Source organism: Acinetobacter sp. UBA6720, assembly GCF_002454215.1.
Taxonomy (GTDB): Bacteria; Pseudomonadota; Gammaproteobacteria; order Pseudomonadales; family Moraxellaceae; genus Acinetobacter.
Genome location: NZ_DKIK01000100.1, coordinates 1 through 18539, shown reverse-complemented (window position 1 = coordinate 18539; position 18539 = coordinate 1). Strand labels below are relative to the sequence as shown.

Annotated in this window: 19 protein-coding genes and 1 pseudogene; 4 read left to right on the top strand and 16 right to left on the bottom strand. The window is 42.6% G+C overall.

The window, feature by feature from the left end; genetic code table 11:
- Both rpsL and B4F08_RS09080 read right to left on the bottom strand, forming a co-directional pair.
- A pseudogene (rpsL, locus tag B4F08_RS09085) lies at positions 1-207 on the bottom strand (30S ribosomal protein S12); the annotation flags it as partial.
- A 154-nt stretch (positions 208-361) separates the two neighbouring features.
- On the bottom strand, positions 362-1816 hold the full coding sequence (locus tag B4F08_RS09080) for an EcsC family protein (RefSeq protein ID WP_291374200.1): 1455 nt from the start codon (positions 1814-1816) through the stop codon (positions 362-364).
- Between the two features lie 278 nt (positions 1817-2094).
- On the opposite strand from B4F08_RS09080, the gene B4F08_RS09075 reads away from it, so the two are divergent.
- Both B4F08_RS09075 and B4F08_RS09070 read left to right on the top strand, forming a co-directional pair.
- Positions 2095-3324 carry a beta-ketoacyl synthase N-terminal-like domain-containing protein gene (locus B4F08_RS09075; protein WP_086210754.1) on the top strand — a complete coding sequence of 410 codons (1230 nt, stop codon included), beginning with the start codon at positions 2095-2097 and terminating at the stop codon, positions 3322-3324.
- A gap of 23 nt (positions 3325-3347) precedes the next feature.
- Positions 3348-3800: a CopD family protein gene (locus B4F08_RS09070; RefSeq protein WP_005011820.1), complete on the top strand. Its 453-nt coding sequence runs from the start codon at positions 3348-3350 to the stop codon at positions 3798-3800.
- Between the two features lie 80 nt (positions 3801-3880).
- On the opposite strand, the gene B4F08_RS09065 is transcribed toward B4F08_RS09070, so the two are convergent.
- From B4F08_RS09065 to B4F08_RS09045, 5 genes are all read right to left on the bottom strand, one after another.
- Positions 3881-4987, bottom strand: a complete 1107-nt coding sequence (locus B4F08_RS09065) for an acyltransferase family protein (protein WP_291374199.1) — start codon at positions 4985-4987, stop codon at positions 3881-3883.
- A gap of 503 nt (positions 4988-5490) precedes the next feature.
- Complete coding sequence (locus B4F08_RS09060; protein ID WP_291374198.1) at positions 5491-6933, bottom strand: amino acid permease; 1443 nt, start codon at positions 6931-6933, stop codon at positions 5491-5493.
- 142 nt (positions 6934-7075) lie between these two features.
- Positions 7076-7435: a RidA family protein gene (locus tag B4F08_RS09055; protein ID WP_291374197.1), complete on the bottom strand. Its 360-nt coding sequence runs from the start codon at positions 7433-7435 to the stop codon at positions 7076-7078.
- Positions 7436-7472: 37 nt separating this feature from the next.
- Entirely contained in the window at positions 7473-8570 is a 1098-nt protein-coding gene (alr, locus tag B4F08_RS09050) for an alanine racemase (RefSeq protein ID WP_291374196.1), read from the bottom strand.
- A 36-nt stretch (positions 8571-8606) separates the two neighbouring features.
- Positions 8607-9866 carry a D-amino acid dehydrogenase gene (locus tag B4F08_RS09045; protein ID WP_086210758.1) on the bottom strand — a complete coding sequence of 420 codons (1260 nt, stop codon included), beginning with the start codon at positions 9864-9866 and terminating at the stop codon, positions 8607-8609.
- A gap of 137 nt (positions 9867-10003) precedes the next feature.
- Here B4F08_RS09045 and B4F08_RS09040 point away from each other — a divergent pair, with 137 nt between their 5' ends.
- A complete protein-coding gene (locus tag B4F08_RS09040; RefSeq protein ID WP_004694947.1) occupies positions 10004-10468 on the top strand; it encodes an Lrp/AsnC ligand binding domain-containing protein in 465 nt (154 codons plus the stop codon).
- A gap of 157 nt (positions 10469-10625) precedes the next feature.
- Here B4F08_RS09040 and B4F08_RS09035 read toward each other — a convergent pair whose 3' ends face one another.
- Positions 10626-11732, bottom strand: a complete 1107-nt coding sequence (locus B4F08_RS09035; RefSeq protein ID WP_291374195.1) for a hypothetical protein — start codon at positions 11730-11732, stop codon at positions 10626-10628.
- A 45-nt stretch (positions 11733-11777) separates the two neighbouring features.
- A complete protein-coding gene (locus tag B4F08_RS09030) occupies positions 11778-12425 on the bottom strand; it encodes an HAD-IA family hydrolase (RefSeq protein ID WP_291374194.1) in 648 nt (215 codons plus the stop codon).
- 93 nt (positions 12426-12518) lie between these two features.
- Between B4F08_RS09030 and B4F08_RS09025 the strand changes: the two genes are divergently transcribed.
- Complete coding sequence (locus B4F08_RS09025) at positions 12519-13286, top strand: hydroxymethylpyrimidine/phosphomethylpyrimidine kinase (protein WP_291374193.1); 768 nt, start codon at positions 12519-12521, stop codon at positions 13284-13286.
- Between the two features lie 30 nt (positions 13287-13316).
- Here B4F08_RS09025 and B4F08_RS09020 read toward each other — a convergent pair whose 3' ends face one another.
- The 7 genes from B4F08_RS09020 to B4F08_RS08990 all read right to left on the bottom strand — a co-directional run.
- The gene (locus B4F08_RS09020) at positions 13317-13970 is read right to left on the bottom strand and encodes a nuclease-related domain-containing protein (protein ID WP_414632471.1); all 654 of its coding nucleotides are present in this window, start codon (positions 13968-13970) and stop codon (positions 13317-13319) included.
- A 122-nt stretch (positions 13971-14092) separates the two neighbouring features.
- Positions 14093-14578 carry a methylated-DNA--[protein]-cysteine S-methyltransferase gene (locus tag B4F08_RS09015; protein ID WP_291374192.1) on the bottom strand — a complete coding sequence of 162 codons (486 nt, stop codon included), beginning with the start codon at positions 14576-14578 and terminating at the stop codon, positions 14093-14095.
- Positions 14579-14610: 32 nt separating this feature from the next.
- Positions 14611-14928 carry a quaternary ammonium compound efflux SMR transporter SugE gene (gene sugE / locus B4F08_RS09010; protein ID WP_119064948.1) on the bottom strand — a complete coding sequence of 106 codons (318 nt, stop codon included), beginning with the start codon at positions 14926-14928 and terminating at the stop codon, positions 14611-14613.
- 82 nt (positions 14929-15010) lie between these two features.
- Positions 15011-15328 carry a DMT family transporter gene (locus tag B4F08_RS09005; RefSeq protein WP_291374191.1) on the bottom strand — a complete coding sequence of 106 codons (318 nt, stop codon included), beginning with the start codon at positions 15326-15328 and terminating at the stop codon, positions 15011-15013.
- Between the two features lie 236 nt (positions 15329-15564).
- Positions 15565-16491, bottom strand: a complete 927-nt coding sequence (locus B4F08_RS09000) for a copper resistance protein B (RefSeq protein ID WP_291374190.1) — start codon at positions 16489-16491, stop codon at positions 15565-15567.
- Entirely contained in the window at positions 16478-16771 is a 294-nt protein-coding gene (locus B4F08_RS08995) for a hypothetical protein (protein ID WP_291374189.1), read from the bottom strand. The genes B4F08_RS09000 and B4F08_RS08995 overlap by 14 nt, the downstream gene beginning before the upstream one ends.
- On the bottom strand, positions 16758-18539 hold a 1782-nt coding region (locus B4F08_RS08990), incomplete at its 5' end, for a copper resistance system multicopper oxidase (protein ID WP_291374188.1). The genes B4F08_RS08995 and B4F08_RS08990, both read right to left, overlap by 14 nt.

Here is an 18539-nt window from a genome sequence, read left to right as displayed (position 1 = left end):
ACCACCGATGTAGCTAGAAACTTCGAAACCAGAAGTTAAACGCACACGGCAAACTTTACGCATTGCTGAGTTCGGTTTTTTAGGTGTAGTTGTGTAAACACGTGTACAAACACCACGACGTTGTGGACAAGCCTTCAACGCAGGAACTTTAGATTTTTCAACTAAAGTCGTACGACCCTTACGGATCAACTGATTTGTTGTTGCCATTTGGCAATTCTCCCGTTAATAAAAAACCCAAAAAAAGACGACTTTTTGAGGGCATGCAATTGTAAGCTAAGACGCAAAAATGGTCAACATTTCAAACTACATGTAATGCTGACTACATCAGGACTTTTACAAATTTTCATCTATTTTAAGTAGTTTATTTTTTACTTGGAGTATTTCGTCTTTTTGTAACCTTTTTTTCAGTCGGCTCTACAGTAGGCTTCGCAGCAACTTTTGAAGCCGTATTGGGTTCATTTTGTACAAAAGACGCATTATTGTTTTGTACGGTTTCTTCAACCTCATCCATAGGATATAAATCTGCAAGATCTTCTTCCACTTGCAGGGCTGGCTGTTGCGGTGCAACAGCATCATGGGGTTCAACCATTTGATCTGCAAGCTGCTCTAGGCCTTGTTGAACGAGATCATCGGTTGGTGTTTGTGTGCCTTTGTCTGACTTCTTCTGAACTTTCACTTTAGCAATATTTTGATGACCATCCAATGCGATTTCAGTGCCCATATTTAAGCTCTCTGTTTCCGCATCTGTTGCACTGCGTTGAGCAAGCAGTCGCGGCGATGCTTTAACTAAAAGCTCAAGTGAACGCTCATAAGCGGTCAAGGCACTTAGGCTATTGTCTTTTTGCTGAATGATATACTGGCGGGCTTGTGAAAAAATCAACTGCGCCTTTTGATGTGCATCATCCACTAAGCGCCAACTATAAGCGGCACTCACACTAGCACTGGCAATGGGTGAGAGCTTTGCTAGTTTATTGAGTAAAGATAGATTAGCAAGCGACTGCCCCCATTTCAGTTGACCATCGGCATTGGTCAACCATTTCTTCAAAGCTTCTGCATCATTGCTTGATCCCAACAACTGTTGTAACTGAGAAACATCATGGGTTTGCAAGGTACTCGAAATCGCTTTAATCGCCATCAATAAAGTTTGCTTTTCGGCAATTAAACCCAAATCAATTTGTTTAAAAATAAACTGTACGATGTCCTGATCAGACTCTTTATTTAAGTCAAAACCGTAAGAGCGCCCTACTTGATAGATCATTCGCAGTGACATGACCAAAGAAGCAGGCACATCCACGGTTGAACCCACTATACCTGTTGCCCCTGTCAATGCCCCCTGAACAATGGCAATGATCTTATTTTGTTCCGATAATGCCTGACTAATCCGCTTAGAACGGTCAACATCTTGGGTTAACATTTCAAGATCACGCACACCCGCTTCATCTAAAACAGCATCGACAGAACACATATTCGAACTAAATTGATTGAGCTGACCAAATAGATAATCAGCCGCTTTATCGGAAAGTTGTGGAGAAACAAAACTCGCCATACGGTTTGCTTTTGCATAATGTCGGCCTAATAGCTGACGTGATACCGTCGGTAGGTGCTCACGTAAAACATGTTGCGGGCGCTCATAAGTTTTACTTTTTGATTTTGTTTTTGGAGTCGTGGCATCTCCTGTTGGGCTATTTGTCAGTGTTGACACCGCATCTGGAGCCACTTGGTTTAAGAGATTTAAACCTGTATGACTGAGCTTTTTAGCCACTCCAAAGGCATTTGAAAAGAAACCACTGCGCTGTTTATTGTTTGAATCCGCCATTCCTTACCTCGTGCTTTATAATCTTTCATTTCTAGCTAAATACTAGGTGTAGTACGCATTTATCTCAATAACAATATGTGTCTTTTAGTAAAGTTGAAATGTGCTTTGCTTGATTTTAAGACAAGCTAAATTGGCATAGGATTTGCCATAAGAATTAAAAATTCTTTCTGCTATTATGATCTGCATTGAAAACATAAGAGTTGCAATTGGCTTAGAAATAAATTGTTGATTCATCTCTAAGCGCAACTCGGTAAAACCACCATATAAGGGATCTGTAAATGAAACGTGTAGTAATCACTGGCATGGGGATCAACTCATGTATCGGTAATACTTTGGAAGAAGTTACTCATGCATTACAAAACGGGATTTCTGGGACACGTTTTAACCCAACCTATGCTGAACTCAATTTTAAAAGTCATATCAGTGCTGCTGCTGAACAAGACTTTGATGGTATCGACCGTAAGCTAAAACGCTTTATGGGTGTTTGTGCCATGTATGCATATAACGCTGCGGTTGCTGCGGTTGAAAATGCAGGCTTAACAGCCGAGCAAATTGGTGGCAATCCACGCTATGGTATCGCAGGCGGTTCAGGTGGTGGTTCAACTGCATCTGTAGTTGAAATGAAAGAATTGTTAGACACCAAAGGCGCACGTAAAGTTGGTCCGTTCTTCGTACCACGTAATATGTCGAACACAATTACAGCAAACGTTGGTGTTGCTTTTAAAATGCAAGGTGTTGCACACACCATTACCAGCGCATGTGCAACCTCTGCTGATGCAATTGGTTATGCCTACAACCTGATTCAACTCGGCAAACAAGACTTAATGCTTGCAGGTGGCGGTGAGGAAGATCACTGGTCTCAAAGCTTGTTGTTTGATGCCATGGGTGCACTGTGCTCAAAGTACAATGACACACCAGAAACAGCGTCTCGTCCTTATTCTGCTGACCGTGACGGCTTCGTGATTGCTGGCGGTGGCGGATTTGTAGTACTTGAGTCTTTAGAGCATGCGCAAGCACGTGGCGCCAACATTTTGGCTGAAGTCGTAGGTTATGCTGCAAACTCTGACGGTGCAGACATGGTTGCACCATCGGGTGAAGGTGCGACACGTTGTGTACTGATGGCACTTGAAGAAGCAAAACAGCACGGCGTCGACAAAATTGACTATGTGAATACGCATGGGACATCAACGCCTGCTGGTGATGTGACTGAGTTAAAAGCAATGGAACGTGCATTTGGCGAAGGTCAAGTTCCTCCACTCAGCTCAACTAAGTCAATGACAGGTCATAGCTTAGGTGCGGCAGGCGTACAAGAAGCGATCTACTCTGTCCTAATGATGCAAAATGACTTTATTGCACCCAACATCAACGTAACTGAACTGGATGAAGGCGCAAAACCATTTGATATCGTGCTTGAAAAACGTGACGCAAAATTGAATACTGTGATGAGTAACAGTTTCGGTTTTGGCGGCGTAAATGCATGTCTCATTTTCAAAAAATGGGAAGGCTAAGCCGCCCATTTTAGGGTGACTTGATGGATGCTCCTTCTGATGCTTTCTTGTGGGTAAAAGCATTACATATTATTGCCGTGGTGTGTTGGTTTGCTGCATTATTCTACTTACCACGGCTCTATGTTTACCATGCCATGAGTGATGATGCAGTCAGTCATCAACGTTTCGAGGTTATGGAACGTAAGTTATACCGTGGCATTATGTGGCCGTCGATGATTGCAACACTGATCACGGCACATTTCTTGGTCGATTGGGGTGATGCAACACGCCACTATCATGAAGCCCTGTGGTTCTACCTCAAAGTCGGTTTGGTTGGACTGTTGGTTATTTACCACTTTGTTTGCGGTTATTACCGTAAGAAATTGATTGGTCATGCACACTACAAGTCACACAAATTTTGGCGCTTCTTTAATGAAATGCCAACCCTCATTTTATTTGCTGTGGTGATTTTAGTCGTGGTTAAACCGACATTTTAAAATCCCACAGTTAAAAAGCCCCGATTGATTTGGGGCTTTTTAATGTCTGTAAAAATCAACAGTACAACTCAAGATCCACGCTATGACCGTATCCCAAATTGACGAATCTTCAAATTGAGCGGGGTCGAATAATATTTCTCAATCGCCCAACTCAAAATAAACACCGCGATAAAATAAACAGGCAACAACATCAACTTTTCAGCCGCTAAAGTGTCTTTTGGGAAATACACCACTTTCATTAAGCCAAGAATAATCAAATGAAACAGATACATTTCATAGCTACGCTGCCCAATCCAGACCAAAATCCGTGCCGTGTGTGAAACAGGTTTAGCTTTCGGCTCTTGAGTAAAGCAAAATATGAGTAATGCCGTCAGTAACGCAAATGCGCTGATGCCCCAAGTACTCACCTCTTTGATGGGTGCATAAAAATATAAAGCGGTCATTAGAAACGCTGTTACTGCAACAATCATTTTTTGATTGTAAATTGCACCTTTAAAATGTTGCACATACATTGCGGTGAGGCAACCAATCGCAATTCCATCAAAGCTAGAGAAATAGTGATATAGATAAGCCCCACTTTCCTCTCCAAAATGCAGGGCACGAAAATACGGTGCATAAGCGATTATCGCGAGCAGCAAAACAATAAAGCCTTTGCCCCGACCAAGCCCTAAACACAGGACAGGAAAGGCTAAATAGAAGACTTCTTCAACCGATAAAGACCACAATACGCCCAAAGCATAGTTCACCCAACCGTATTCAATAATCAGTAGATTCATCCAGAAACTCAAAGCTGAAAGAACAGTCACAGCATAGGACACCTCTACGCCATTGGGCGACTGATTGATAAAGGGTTGTAATCCTAAACTTCCGAGCACACTGACCATCGCGACCAATAACACCAGACACGGCATGATTCGGGCAATACGACGGATATAAAAATCTTTCAGTTTAATCTGCGCCAAAGAACCACTGCGCTGTAAAATATGCTGGGTAATCAAAAAACCCGAAATGACAAAAAATATGGTCACACCATAGTTGCCATTTCGGGCAATTAAGGTACTTAAGCTCTCGCCCCCAATGGAAATGCCGAGAAAGGTATCGTGTAATTTATACGGAATATTGAAATGGTGAATCAGCACCAACAGGATGGACACGCCACGCAGGATGTCAATTTTATAATTACGCATCAATCATTGTTAAAATTTTAAAGTGCTTCATTAAAAGTGAAACCATCAGATTTAAATAGCTTTTATATATAAAATCATACAATGATCCAACACTGAATTAGAACCCATTGATTCAGCTCAAGCAAAAAGAAAGCCCTGCTTATGCAGGACTTTCTTTCAAACATCACGAGTACAGAATGAATTTAGCTCTTTACTGCGGAGTCTTACCGTTTTAAGTTTCCATTGCTGGAGTTCGTTTTGTTCCTTGCGAAGTTGTACTTCTCATTCGCCAAAAGAACCAAAAACATTTGTCATCCGCAAAACCTATTCACTTTCTGTATTTAAAAAATTTTCTTTGCAAAAACAGTCCGCTTTAAATGCTAGACAGGTTGCGGATGACATTGTCACGTATCGAATAAAACCTCAAACTTAAAAAAGAAAATACCAGTCAGTTAAGAAACTGACTGGTATTACTGATTATGCAGGGCTTTCTTTCAAATATCACAAGGGCAGAATGAATTTACTTAGTTATCCAGTTGCTGTTCTAACAGACGTTTTTTCATACGTGGCTTGTACAGCAGTTGATAGGTCACGGCTAAAATAATCACCCATAGCGGACTGATCATCAATGCGCGAAGGGTATCCGCCTCTAAACTCAAAATAACCAACGTGAAGAATAAGAAGATTAAGACCACATAAGACATCCAAACACCGCCCGGCATTTTAAAGGTCGATTTTGCATGTAGCTCAGGACGCAATTTACGGTAGCGGATATAGCACACCATAATAATGCTCCAAATACTGATAAACAGAATCACACACAATGAGCTGGCTAATGTAAAGGCTTCAACGGTGTTTGGTACAAAATACTGTAGCGCCGCACCTGCCATGATAAAGGCACATGAGAAGAATAAGCCTTTTGCTGGTACAGCACGTTTTGACAGACGCGCTAGGCTCTGTGGTGCTTGCCCTTCTCTTGCCAAACCAAAGAGCATACGTGATGTAGAGAACACACCACTATTCATTGAAGACATCACTGAAGACAGCACCACTAAATTCATAATGATGGCTGAAGTTGGGATACCTGCATGTAAAAATAGTGACACGAACGGACTTTGATCCGCAGGAATTTGATTCCACGGCGTCACCGACATCACGACAAATAGCGACAAGACATAGAACAAGATGATACGTGTTGGAATCGCATTCACTGCTTTCGGTAAGTTCTTTTCAGGGTCTTTGGTTTCAGCAGCCATGGTTCCAATCAACTCTACACCGACAAAGGCAAAGAGTGCAATTTGGAAGCCAGCTAAAAAGCCACTGCCACCTTGAGGGAACATCCCACCATGCGACCAAACATGACTGAAGCTTGCAACTGAACCGCCCGGTGCTTGGAAATGACTAAACACCATAAAGCCACCAATCACGATCAACCCTAAAATAGCTAAGATTTTGATTAAAGCAAACCAAAATTCAATTTCACCGAAGAGTTTCACAGTCAGCAAATTTAACCCAAGAACAAACAACACACAGCCGACACTGATTAAAGCCTGCCCCATGGGAGTAAAGGCCATGTCTGGCGGGAGCCAAAAGCCGAGATAGTTAATAATGGCTGCCAAGTCCGCAATACCGACCAAGACCCAACCGAGCCAATAGGACCAACCGATATAGTAACCCGCACCCGGCCCAATCAGATCATGAGCCATGTCGATAAACGACTTATAGTGCAAATTTGACAATAAAATTTCGCCCAATGCACGCATTAGGAAGAAGAACATGGTCCCGATAATCATATAAATGATCAGAATCGAAGGACCAGCAAGAGAGATGGTTTTGCCCGAACCCATGAACAGGCCCGTACCAATCGCGCCACCAATGGCAATCAATTGCAGGTGGCGGTTGGATAATTTCCGTTGTAATTCATGCGATGATGCATTTGCACCGTCAGCTTGTGGGGTAGTCGTCATAATTTAACATCCTGTTAAAGTCCTTTTTTGCGTATAAACCATGTTCATACAGTGCTCGTTATCCTAACGGGCGGCATTTATACGCTCATCAGCACTTCGGTTGAAACCCAAGCGCTGATATACACGGGGAGAGTTTAAAAAATTAGTTTTGTGCAGCCGTCACTGCAATTTCGATCAACCAGTTTGGATTAACCAAATCAGCCTGAATCGTGGCACGCGAAGGCGCTACACAACCATTCATCCAATCAATCCAAATCGCATTGACTGTTGAGAAATCAGAGAGATTTTTGATGTAAAGCTGAACAGATAACAAACGTGATTTATCTGTATTTGCCAAAGCTAAAAGCTCATCAATTGTTGCTAAAATTTCACGGGTCTGACCTGCGACATCATTGTCGGTATTTTTTGGCACTTGCCCTGACAAATACACCACTTGATTAAACACAGTGACTGCACTCATGACTTCGTTGGTGTTGAATTTTTGAATGTCTGAATGTGACATAGGTCTTTCCTTGTATGAAACTGTATAAAAATAAAATTTAATCTTGGATAAAATTGACACGTGCAGTGACAGCACACATCAGCTCATAGCCAATCGTGCCTGAACCTGCTGCGACTTCATCAATGCTAAGCACAGTGCCCTGTTTCGATGTACCCCACAGCACCACTTCGCTGCCAACTTGGGCATTTGGGAGGTGAGATAAATCAACCGCCAACATGTCCATGCTGACCCGTCCGACCAAACTACTGCGTTGTCCATCGACTAAAATAGGCGTACCCGTTGCGGTAATCCGTTGATAACCATCGGCATAACCACAAGCCACAATACCCACACGCATGTCGCTTTCAGCAATGAACTTTGAGCCATAACCGACACTATCGCCTGCTTTTAACTGCTGAATGGCAATCAGCTCGCTGCGCAAACTCATGGCAGGTTGCAAATCCCAGTCTTCAATGGAGTGGCTTGGATAATCTGGAGAACTGCCATAAAGCATAATGCCGCTACGGATCACATCCGACTGCAACTGTTCATGACGTAAGATGGCTGCGCTGTTGCTGACTGAACGTGCACCCGGTAGATCATGGGTAATGGCATCAAACAACTGACATTGATGCGCAATGCCATCACGTCCGAAACGCTCACCATCGGCATCCGAAAAATGCATCATATGGGTCAAACGTCGAACTTGAGGCAAGTTTGAGAGCTGCTGCCATACTTGACGGTACTGTTCAGGACGGAAACCTAAACGGTTCATGCCGCTGTTCATTTTTAAATAAACATCGAACTGCGCCTCTAAAGGAAAACGCGCTAACCATTCAAGTTGATATTCACTATGAATACTGAAGCTTAAACCTAGCTCATGGCAGTCAAATAGATCTTGCTCTGAGAAAATACCTTCGAGTAACAGAATTGGGCCTGTCCAGCCCAAAGCACGAATGCGTTTTGCCTCTGCCAAATCGAGCAGCGCAAAACCATCGGCAGATTTGAACGCTTGATAGACGCGTTCAATCCCATGACCATAAGCATTGGCTTTGACCACCGCATAGACTTGACTATTCGGCATTTTAGTGCGAGCAACATTTAAATTATGCTGCAGTGATTGGCTATGAATCACTGCAGTAATTGGACGTGGCATTTTCTTCTTCCTTGAATCAATACGGCCTAAAACGGATTAGGCTGCTGAAGGATAACGTTGAATAGAGAGACCTTCAGTACTGATGTCTGGTTGATGATTCATCACCAAGTCACTAATGAGCTTGCCTGAACCACATGCCATGGTCCAACCCAAGGTGCCATGCCCTGTATTTAAGAATAGGTTTTTAAAACGAGTCGCACCAATGATTGGCGTTGAGTCTGGTGTCATTGGACGTAAACCGGTCCAGAAACTGGCTTCAGCTAAGTTTCCACCTGGGAATAGGTCTTGAGTCACCATCTCCAAAGTTGCACGGCGATCTTGGTTTAAACCGTGGTTGAAACCACTCAGTTCTGCCATCCCCCCCACACGGATACGTTGGTCAAAACGCGTGATGGCAATTTTATAAGTTTCATCAAGAACCGTAGACTGTGGCGCAAATGCAGGATCTACAATTGGAATGGTTAGTGAGTAGCCTTTGACAGGGTATACAGGCAAATTCAAATTCAATGGTTTCAAGAAATCACGTGAATAACTACCAAAAGCAAGCACATAACGGTCTGCTGTAAGCACTTGACCATCCACCACCACGCCTTTGATTTCATCACCTTCAACCACTAGTTTTTCAACATTTTGGTTAAATTTAAATTCTACACCCATGTCTTTTGCAAGGTTTGCCAAAGCATTGGTAAATAGGTAACAGTCACCTGTTTCATCATTCGGTAGATGTAAACCACCGACTAATTTATCTTTAGCATATTCTAAAGCTGGCTCAACTTTGGCTAAGTCATCTTTTAATAATAGTTCGTAGTCGACGCCACATTCTTTTAATACTTGGATGTCACGTTGTACGGCATCCAATTGAGCTTCATTACGGAAAACCTGCAAAGTTCCTTTCGCACGGTTTTCATAGTGAATGCCAGTTTCTTTACGCAGTTCACGTAAGCAGTCACGACTGTATTCAGCAACACGCGTCATACGCTCTTTGTTAATGGCATAGCTTTGTGGATTGCAGTTTTTTAACATCTGCGCCATCCAGTTTAACTGCCACATGCTACCATCAATGTTAATGGCTAAGGGTGCATGATGTTGGAACATCCACTTTACGGCTTTAAACGGAATACCAGGTGCAGCCCACGGTGTAGAATAACCCGGAGAGATTTGCCCTGCGTTACCAAAGCTAGTTTCTTCAGCAGGACCAGCCTGACGGTCTAAAACCGTAACGCTTGCGCCTTGTTGTGCAAGGTAATATGCACTTGCAACACCGATGACACCACTACCTAAGACAATTACACGCATGACTGATCCCTTACACACACTAGTTTATTTCACTAGTATATTTTTAGGTTAATAGTTTTTTTCACTGTTTTTAATATTATAATCTAGGTAAATCACCACTTTTGTCGCGCTAAAATTCTAAACATAGGAAATTTATAATGCGTAAATTAGATCGGATTGATCAGCAGATTTTAGACATTTTGCAGCGCGATGGACGAATTGCAATTAGTGAATTGGCCTCTCGCGTTAACCTCTCAACCACGCCATGTTCGGAACGCGTCAAACGCTTAGAGCGTGATGGTATTATCATGGGTTACTACGCACGCCTCAATCCGCAACTGGTCGATCGAAACTTATTGGTGTTTTTAGAAATTAAGCTATCAGCCAAGTCTGGCGATGTGTTTGATCAAGTGGCGCGTGACTTGGTCGAGATTCCAGAGGTTTTAGAATGCCATCTGATTTCAGGTGAATTCGATTATTTAGTCAAAGCCCGTTTAAAAGAAATGAGTGCCTACCGACGCCTATTGGGTGATTTACTAAAAAAACTGCCCTCTTCAGCGTCATCGCACAGTTATATTGTGATGGAAGAAGTCAAAGAAAGTTTTTATTTGGACATTCGCTAAATTGCACAATAGCTTAAATCGGCATACAAGTATCTTGAGCTAAATACGCAGGGAGCTTTTGTTGTGAAAATGGCTGTTTCAAACAGAGCTGATGCCCTTTTTGATAATAATCATATCCTTCCCTATTTTTATTCAGCTCTTCTACCGATTCCTGCTTTTATACCGCATTAAAAACTCGAATTTTATTGTCTAAAATTCGAGAACGAAGTGCATAAGGCCGCCAATCAACAACAGCTACTTGCGCTAAAATATTTCCCACCGAATTTTTCAAAACGTATTTAGAGCGCTTCTCAGGCTGAAAATGCTCATACTGTTGCAAGAAATCCAAATACGATAGTTCAGACAATGCAATATAAGGTTCGATGTCTTTAACTTGCTGATTTAAACTGCGGTTTGGTAGATAAACCAGACGGTATTGCCAATCAGACATACCTTTTGGTACTGCTAGACTTTGAAAGGAGTGTGCATTTTGGCTCACTTCATAACGCATACTTTGCCTTAAACTCAAAGCATGCTGAGTTAAAGGTGCGACATGCACGCTCGCATGCTGAGCCTTTAGATTGAGCATATCCAGACTCTGCCACATAAAGTTCTGCATGATATATTTCTCAATCATAGAGAGTTTCTGTCCCTGCATATTTTGTAAAGCAGAGATGTACTGTAAAAGTGCAGTCTTTGACTCATCTTTAGATTTTAAACTCAATTGAACCGCATGCAATAAATGAAGATCGCGCAGAGTTTGATAGTCTGGCAGTACACCGTCAGCTGGAAGCAATAAAGAGACATAATCCGTACTGTTTAACCAGTGCAAATAACGCTGTATTGCAAATTGCTCTGTTGTAAACATTGCAACAAACTGAGATTGATGTTGGCGAATAAAGGATTCACTTTGTTCTGGCGTTTGTAGTAAAACCTGATTGAGTTCATCTAATACTTGTTTTTGTTCTGCCAACAACGGGTGTTTTTGCAACTGCTGTATTTGCATAGGCGCTGCTTTATTTGCGGAAGATAATGACTTACCCTGCTGTTGCCACTGCTCATAATAGCGTAAACGACCCAAGCTTTCAGGCTCAACATCTGCTTTCGCATCCATTCCCCAGGCATAGAAAAATGGATGCTGTTTCAGATCGCTTTGAAAGGCATAGTCAGCATCTATCAAGGCTTTGGTTTGAGCAGATAACTCATCATCCTGCTGTAACCAATAAACCAATCCACCACTACCGAATGCCAATATAACCAAACCCAGCAGAACTTTTTTTATCATTATTCGCATAATCAAGTATTTTATTATTTAGCAATCATACTGATTTTACTTAATAAATTGAAGTATCTCTGCAAAATTTTTAATTCGTGCTTTAGGCGCGGCTTCCGTCAACTCTTGATCAGAACCATAACCGTATTCCACCGCAATAGTCTCAATGCCGTTGCGACGTGCACCCAAAATGTCATGCTCTCGGTCGCCAACCATCAGACATTCTGCTGCTTTTAACTGCTCTTTTTCTAGAATATAAGCAATCAAATCTCCCTTATTGGTGCGCTCACCGTTCAGTTCACTGCCATAGGGGTGCACAAAGTATTGTAGTAAATTGAAATGCTCTAAGATTTGACGGGCATAGACTTCTGGTTTTGCTGTTGCCAAATACAAGTGATAACCCTGCTCGGTCAGTTTTTTTAAGGTCGGTTCAACATCGGCAAATAAATGGTTTTCATATAAACCTTTCACCGCAAAACGCTCACGATAGCCCAGTAGAGCTTGCTCTGCCAAAACATCGTCCACTGCAACATTTAAGAGTTTTGCCAAAGACGCTTTGAGTGGTGGCCCAATAATCCAGTCAATGTTTAGATCATCGGCAATGGGATGCCCAACTTTGTTTAAGCCATAACGTACACTGGTGGTAATACCAACTTTCGGATCTGTTAATGTTCCATCTAAATCTAGCAAAATATGTTTAATCACAGCTGATCCTTCTTGGGCTTTAAATAAAATACTATCGAGAGTTCTGCTAAAGTTGCCTATACTATCGCAAATTTTCGCAACAAGGATATTTCTGTGCGTTCAACCGTACTGTGCTTTTCTGGTTTAGACCCTTCAGGTGGTGCTGGTTTACAGGCCGATATCGAAGCGATTGGTCAAAGTGGTGCGCATGCAGCCATTGCGTGTACAGCACTCACTGTTCAAAACTCGCAACAAGTGTTTGGTTTTGAAGCGACGTCAAAAGAATTGCTGTTAGCTCAGGCGCACGCTGTTGTCGGTGATTTACCGATTAAAACCGTAAAGTCTGGCATGTTAGGTACCACAGATAATATTGCAGCACTGGCTGGATTTCTACGTGAACATCCTGAGTACCAGTATGTGCTCGACCCTGTTTTAGTAGCGAACAGTGGAGGTTCACTGGGCGATCAAGCAACCTTGGTCAAAGCTTTTGTTGAACTGATCCCATTAGCAGATATTATTACTCCAAATACAGTTGAATTACGGGCGTTAACGGGTCTCGATGACTTAGATGCCGCAACGCAAAAGTTGTTTGAAATGGGGGCCAAAGCGGTACTGGTCAAAGGTGGTCATGAAGACACACCAGACTATATTCGCAATGTCCTGTTTGTGAATGGCGAGCTCATTTCTGAAACTCGCTGCCCACGTTTAGCCGGTGAATATCACGGTTCAGGTTGTTCGCTGGCGAGTTTTATTGCAGGTCGTTTGGCACAAGGTGACAGTGTTAAAGTCGCAGTACATCATGCCGAAACATGGCTCTTTGGTGTATTAAAACAGGCAGAAACACCTGTTGAAGGCGGTCAGAAAATTCCAAAGCGTTTCTAAGTAGAAAACCCTGCATATGCAGGGTTTTGTTTAACGGTCTTGATGACGTTGTTTTAAACGTGCCACATGCTCACGGTTGGTTTTCCATGACTTCTCTAGCACTTCTTTTTCGATTCGAAGCTGAATCCGTTTCAGTTTCATCGCTGGAATCACCTCTGTATTAAAGGTCTTTATATAGTCGACCCATGCTTTACCTCTAAATACCGTACTGGGCATCGCAGTTTTGAACTCACATTCAGGCATGAACACCACAGCAGAATGGATATAGTCTACATCGACAATATCTTGCAACACACTTTGCAGCACTTTGACGTGTTTATAGTTTTGATGTAGCGGATTTTGAAATTTAAAGCTCTTTTTATAAATTTTCTGCGTCCACATCTTTTGATGTTCACCACCAAAAATCCAACCCTTATAGTTTTTGGTTTCAATTACAAAAACACCAAAGGGACTTAATACAATATGGTCAATTTGGGTCGTCCCACCCTGCTCGTCAGGCAAAGTCACATCGTTGATTAGACTATAACGCTCATCCAAATATAGTTTTACATGCGCTTGAACCGCAAACTCCCCAAACTTTCCTTTCAGATAGGGCTTAAACACTTTTAAAAGGCCAATCCCAAACAAGATCAGTAGCATCCACCATAGCTCTGAAAATACATTCCCCACAATTTGACTCATCATATTATTCATCGTTGTTTGAGTTAGAGACACGATTCTTCAAAAGAAGATAGATTAAAACATAAGATTCTGATTTTTAAATTATTAAAATAAAAAAACAAGCTTAAAAACTCCGAAAAACAAGCTTAATTCGCAATTTTCTCAAGCTTGAGTAATATATCTTTATTGTCCAGACCGCCTGCGAAACCAACCAATTTTCCATTCGCCCCCACCACCCGATGACACGGTGCAATAATTGAAATCGGATTTTTGCCATTGGCTGCACCCACTGCACGAACAGCTTTGACATTGCCAATCTGTAGCGCAATATCTTTATAGCTTCGGGTTTCACCAAACGGAATTTGCAGTAAAGCCTGCCAAACTTGCTTCTGAAAATCTGTCCCAGCAAAATCCAAAGGCAAATCAAAACTTTGACGCTTTGCCGAAAAATATTCGCTCAACTGTCGTTCAGTTTCCAACAAAATCGGATGCTGATTCTGCTCAACCAACTCAGCTAAGCGTACCCGTTTTGGGTTTTCATTTTCCCACAATACGGCAACCAAGGCTTGATCATGTGCCACCAGTCTCAGTACCCCGACAGGAGATGGCATATATTTAAAAAATAAGCGCATGCTTCACCACAAAAATTGTCTATGTAGCAACATTATGACGATGAAAGTTTCATCAGTACAAGCCCAGAAATGATTAAAACCGCTGCGAGCATCCGCATGGCATTGGCTGGTTCGCCCAAAATCAAAATTCCAACCAAAAATGAACCAATCGCGCCAATCCCAGTCCAAACGGTATAGGCAGTGCCCAAAGGTAAGGTCTTCATGGAATAAGACAGCAGCGCAAAACTGGCCACCATAAATACGAGGGTTAAAATACTCGGCGTCAGTTTAGTAAAACCATCCGATACTTTCATCGCATAGGCCCAAACCACTTCGAGCAAACCTGCAACAATTAAAATCACCCATGCCATACGCCACACACCTTTTACCGAGACCAGAAACAACAAAGCTTCAAACGAAGGATCGCTTGAAGCTCGACAGATTTAAATGAATTTAGCTTAATGAGAGTTTCATCAAAATTAGGCCCGATACAATCAGCACCGCAGCAAACATCCGCATAGCCGTTGCGGGTTCACCTAAAATAAAAATCCCCACCAAGAAAGACCCAATCGCGCCAATTCCAGTCCAAATGGTATACGCGGTCCCTAGCGGCAATGTTCGCATTGCATAGGCCAGTAAACCAAAACTTAAAATCATGAACACAATGGTGATGATGCTGGGTGTGAGTTTGCTAAACCCTTCGGACAGCTTCATTGAATATGCCCAAACGATTTCAAACAGACCCGCAAAGATAAGAAAAACCCAAGCCATACTACCAACTCCATTTCACTAGAGTCAGGTCGTCCTGACGAATTTTCTCAATATGAGGGAGGTCGTTCCTCCTGAATATGCCTTAAATTATAGCAAAATACGCACCAAAATGAGTTATTTTCACACTTAAAAATCATTAAAACGCAAAAAAGAGTGATTCAAACTAACGAATCACTCCTCTTTCAGCACAAATCTGGTGCAATCTCAGGTATTCACTTTAAACCTAAACGTTCGACTCAAAACTTAAAGCGAATACCCATTCCATACTGCCAACCTTTCTCTTCGTCACTTTCAACTTGCCAAGCCGTCGCTTCATTGCCTTTGCTATATTCATAAGCAATGTCCACATAAGGCATGACTTTTTTACTGATTTCATAACGCGTCTCAAGACCGACAGCTGCACTACTAAGACCTGATTTTTTGGCATATTTAGAGTCATCACTAAAAATAATGTTCAGATCTAAATAAGGTTTAAAGATCAGCTTTTGAGTCAATAACAAGTCCCGCTCAGTTTCCAAACTAAACGCAGCATAGTTGTCTGTACCAGCATATACGTAGGCATCGGTTTCAAAGAAATACGGTGCTAAACCATGTAAGCCAAGTACGCCATCGACTTTTTCTTCCGTATCCCATCCATGCTGTTCACGCTCCACTTTTTCAACTCGGTAACGTGCACCCGCCTGTACATCCCAAAAGTCTGAAATCATACGGCTATACAACAGTTTGGCATCATACTCAGCCTTATGCGATTCCTGCTTATCTGCATGTAGTTTGATAAACAGCTTATTTTCATCTGTCCCGATACGGGTTTCAAACTCAGACTTTAAACCACCATCGCCGTCTTCATTCAGCAACCATTTGTTATCAACGGTAGTGACTGCATAAATTTGTGCACCATGCTCTTTACGGTGATCATGCGTATGTGCGGTTGAATCATGATTCATCTGCTGTACATGTTGTGCGCTAGCCTGTGGAACAGCTTGAGTTGGAATGGTCATCGCCTGATGCTGTGCATGTTGTGACATCACAGACTCAGTGGTCATAGACATATTTGCATTTGCTTCAGCAGGCATATCATGCCCTTCATGCGCCATAACCGCAGCACTCATCAACATTAAAGAACTGCTCAATATGCTTTTAGAAAAAAGATTAATGGTGCGCATGATGATCTCCTTTCTGAGCCTTCGACTGCTTACTTGGTTGAGTTTGAGCTTGCTTCTCCAATGAAGGCTGACCCACCGCATTTTTCTGTTTCAGCATCTGAGCATGCTCATCGGCACTATGCTGATGATGCTCATGCGCCATTTCTTTGGACTGAGCTTGGCTTGTTGATTTGGCTTGTTGTTTTTCGTGCTGTGCATGAGATTCAGCAGCCATAGCAACCGAACTAAACAAGGCAACAATAGCTAAAGCAAAGCCTGAAAAAAGATTAGTGATGCGCATGTTCATCTCCTTTTGGCTCAGCTTGAGATACTGCTTTTTGTCCTTGAATTGGGGTGGTAGACACTTGAGCGTCACTGACATTGGCCACAATCAGTTTATTCATCATGCCTGAGCTCATGTGGTAAAGCAGATGACAGTGAATGGCCCATTCGCCCAACTCATCTGCGGTCAATAAAGCGGTCACTGTTTTGCCTGGTGGCACAATCAACGTGTGCTTATTCGGCATATCAACGGCGGCTTGCCCATTTTCCAGTTGCATAAACATACCATGCAAATGCATCGGATGCGCCATCATGCTGTCATTGATAAATTTGATCCGAATACGCTCTCCGTACTTCACTTTCAACGGTTCAGCGTCGCTAAATTTTTTCCCGTTGATGGTCCACAAATAGCGCTCCATGGTTCCGCCCAAACGAATCACCAACTCGCTCGTCGCCTCACGGGTATCTTTTTGGGGTTCTAAGGATTTGAGATCGCTATATTGCAATGCCTTATCACCTTTAGGAGTAGAGGCATTCGCCCAACCATAAACTGGTGTAACAGCTTCTTGTACCAAACTTTTTTTCGTGTTGTGTTGAGCGTGATCCATATTCGCCATTGCATCATGATTCATTTTCGAATGACCCATTTCAGACATCGCTTCAGGATTCATTTTCGAATGACCCATTTCAGGCATTGCTTCAGGGTTCATTTTGGAATGATCCATTTCAGGCATCGCTTCAGGGTTCATTTTGGAATGATCCATTTCAGACATTGCCGTATGGTTCATCTGTGAATGATCCATACCTGAATGTTCTGAGCCGTGCCCCATGTCTTCCATAGTCAACAATGAACGTGGACGGGGTGCAGGCATATGTATGCCCTTGGCCATTGGGGTCAACTCATTATGCAAGGTTCCAATGGCGTAGCCTGAACGGTCAATCGACTCTGCTTCAATTTGATAATGCTCTGCTTTCGGCTCCACAATCACATCATAGGTTTCGGCCGTTCCAATCCGAAACTCATCCACAGGAACGGGTTTAACAGGCTGACCATCTGCACTGACTACCGTCATTTTTAGATTAGGAATACGGATATCAAAAAATGACATGGCTGAGGCATTGATAAACCGTAAACGAACCTTTTCATTTGGCTTAAACATACCTGTCCAGTTCTGCTCAGGGGTTTTACCATTAATGAGGAAGGTATAACCCGTGACATCCGACAGATCGGTTTTTAGCATGCGCATTTGGTTCCACATGGAACGGTCTTGCCATGCAGCTTTTAAGCCCTCACGCTGTACTTGTTTCCACACATCACCAATGGTTTCACGCTGATTTTGATAATACTCGGCAGAAATTTTCAGATTCTTCTGAATTTGTTCACTGCTCTGTTCATGGAAATCTGATAGCATCACCACATAGTCACGCTCGGCTTTTTCATGCTGCGCTAAAGGCTTTTTGTCTTTAGGATAAATGACTAATGCGCCATACAGCCCGTCCTGTTCTTGTCCCTTCGAGTGTGCGTGGTACCAATAAGTTCCACTCTGGCGAACTTTGAACTTATAGACAAATTCGCTTTCCGGCTGAATGCCGTTAAACCCATTAAAACCCGGAACACCATCCATCAACCCAGGCAAAAGCAAACCATGCCAATGGATTGATGAGTCTTGATTTTTTAGGTTATTTTTGACGCGAATGACTGCATCATCACCCTCCTCAAACTCAAGCAAAGGCGCTGGAAACTGCCCATTGACACTAATCCGCTTGAGCGACTTTCCCGTTAAGTT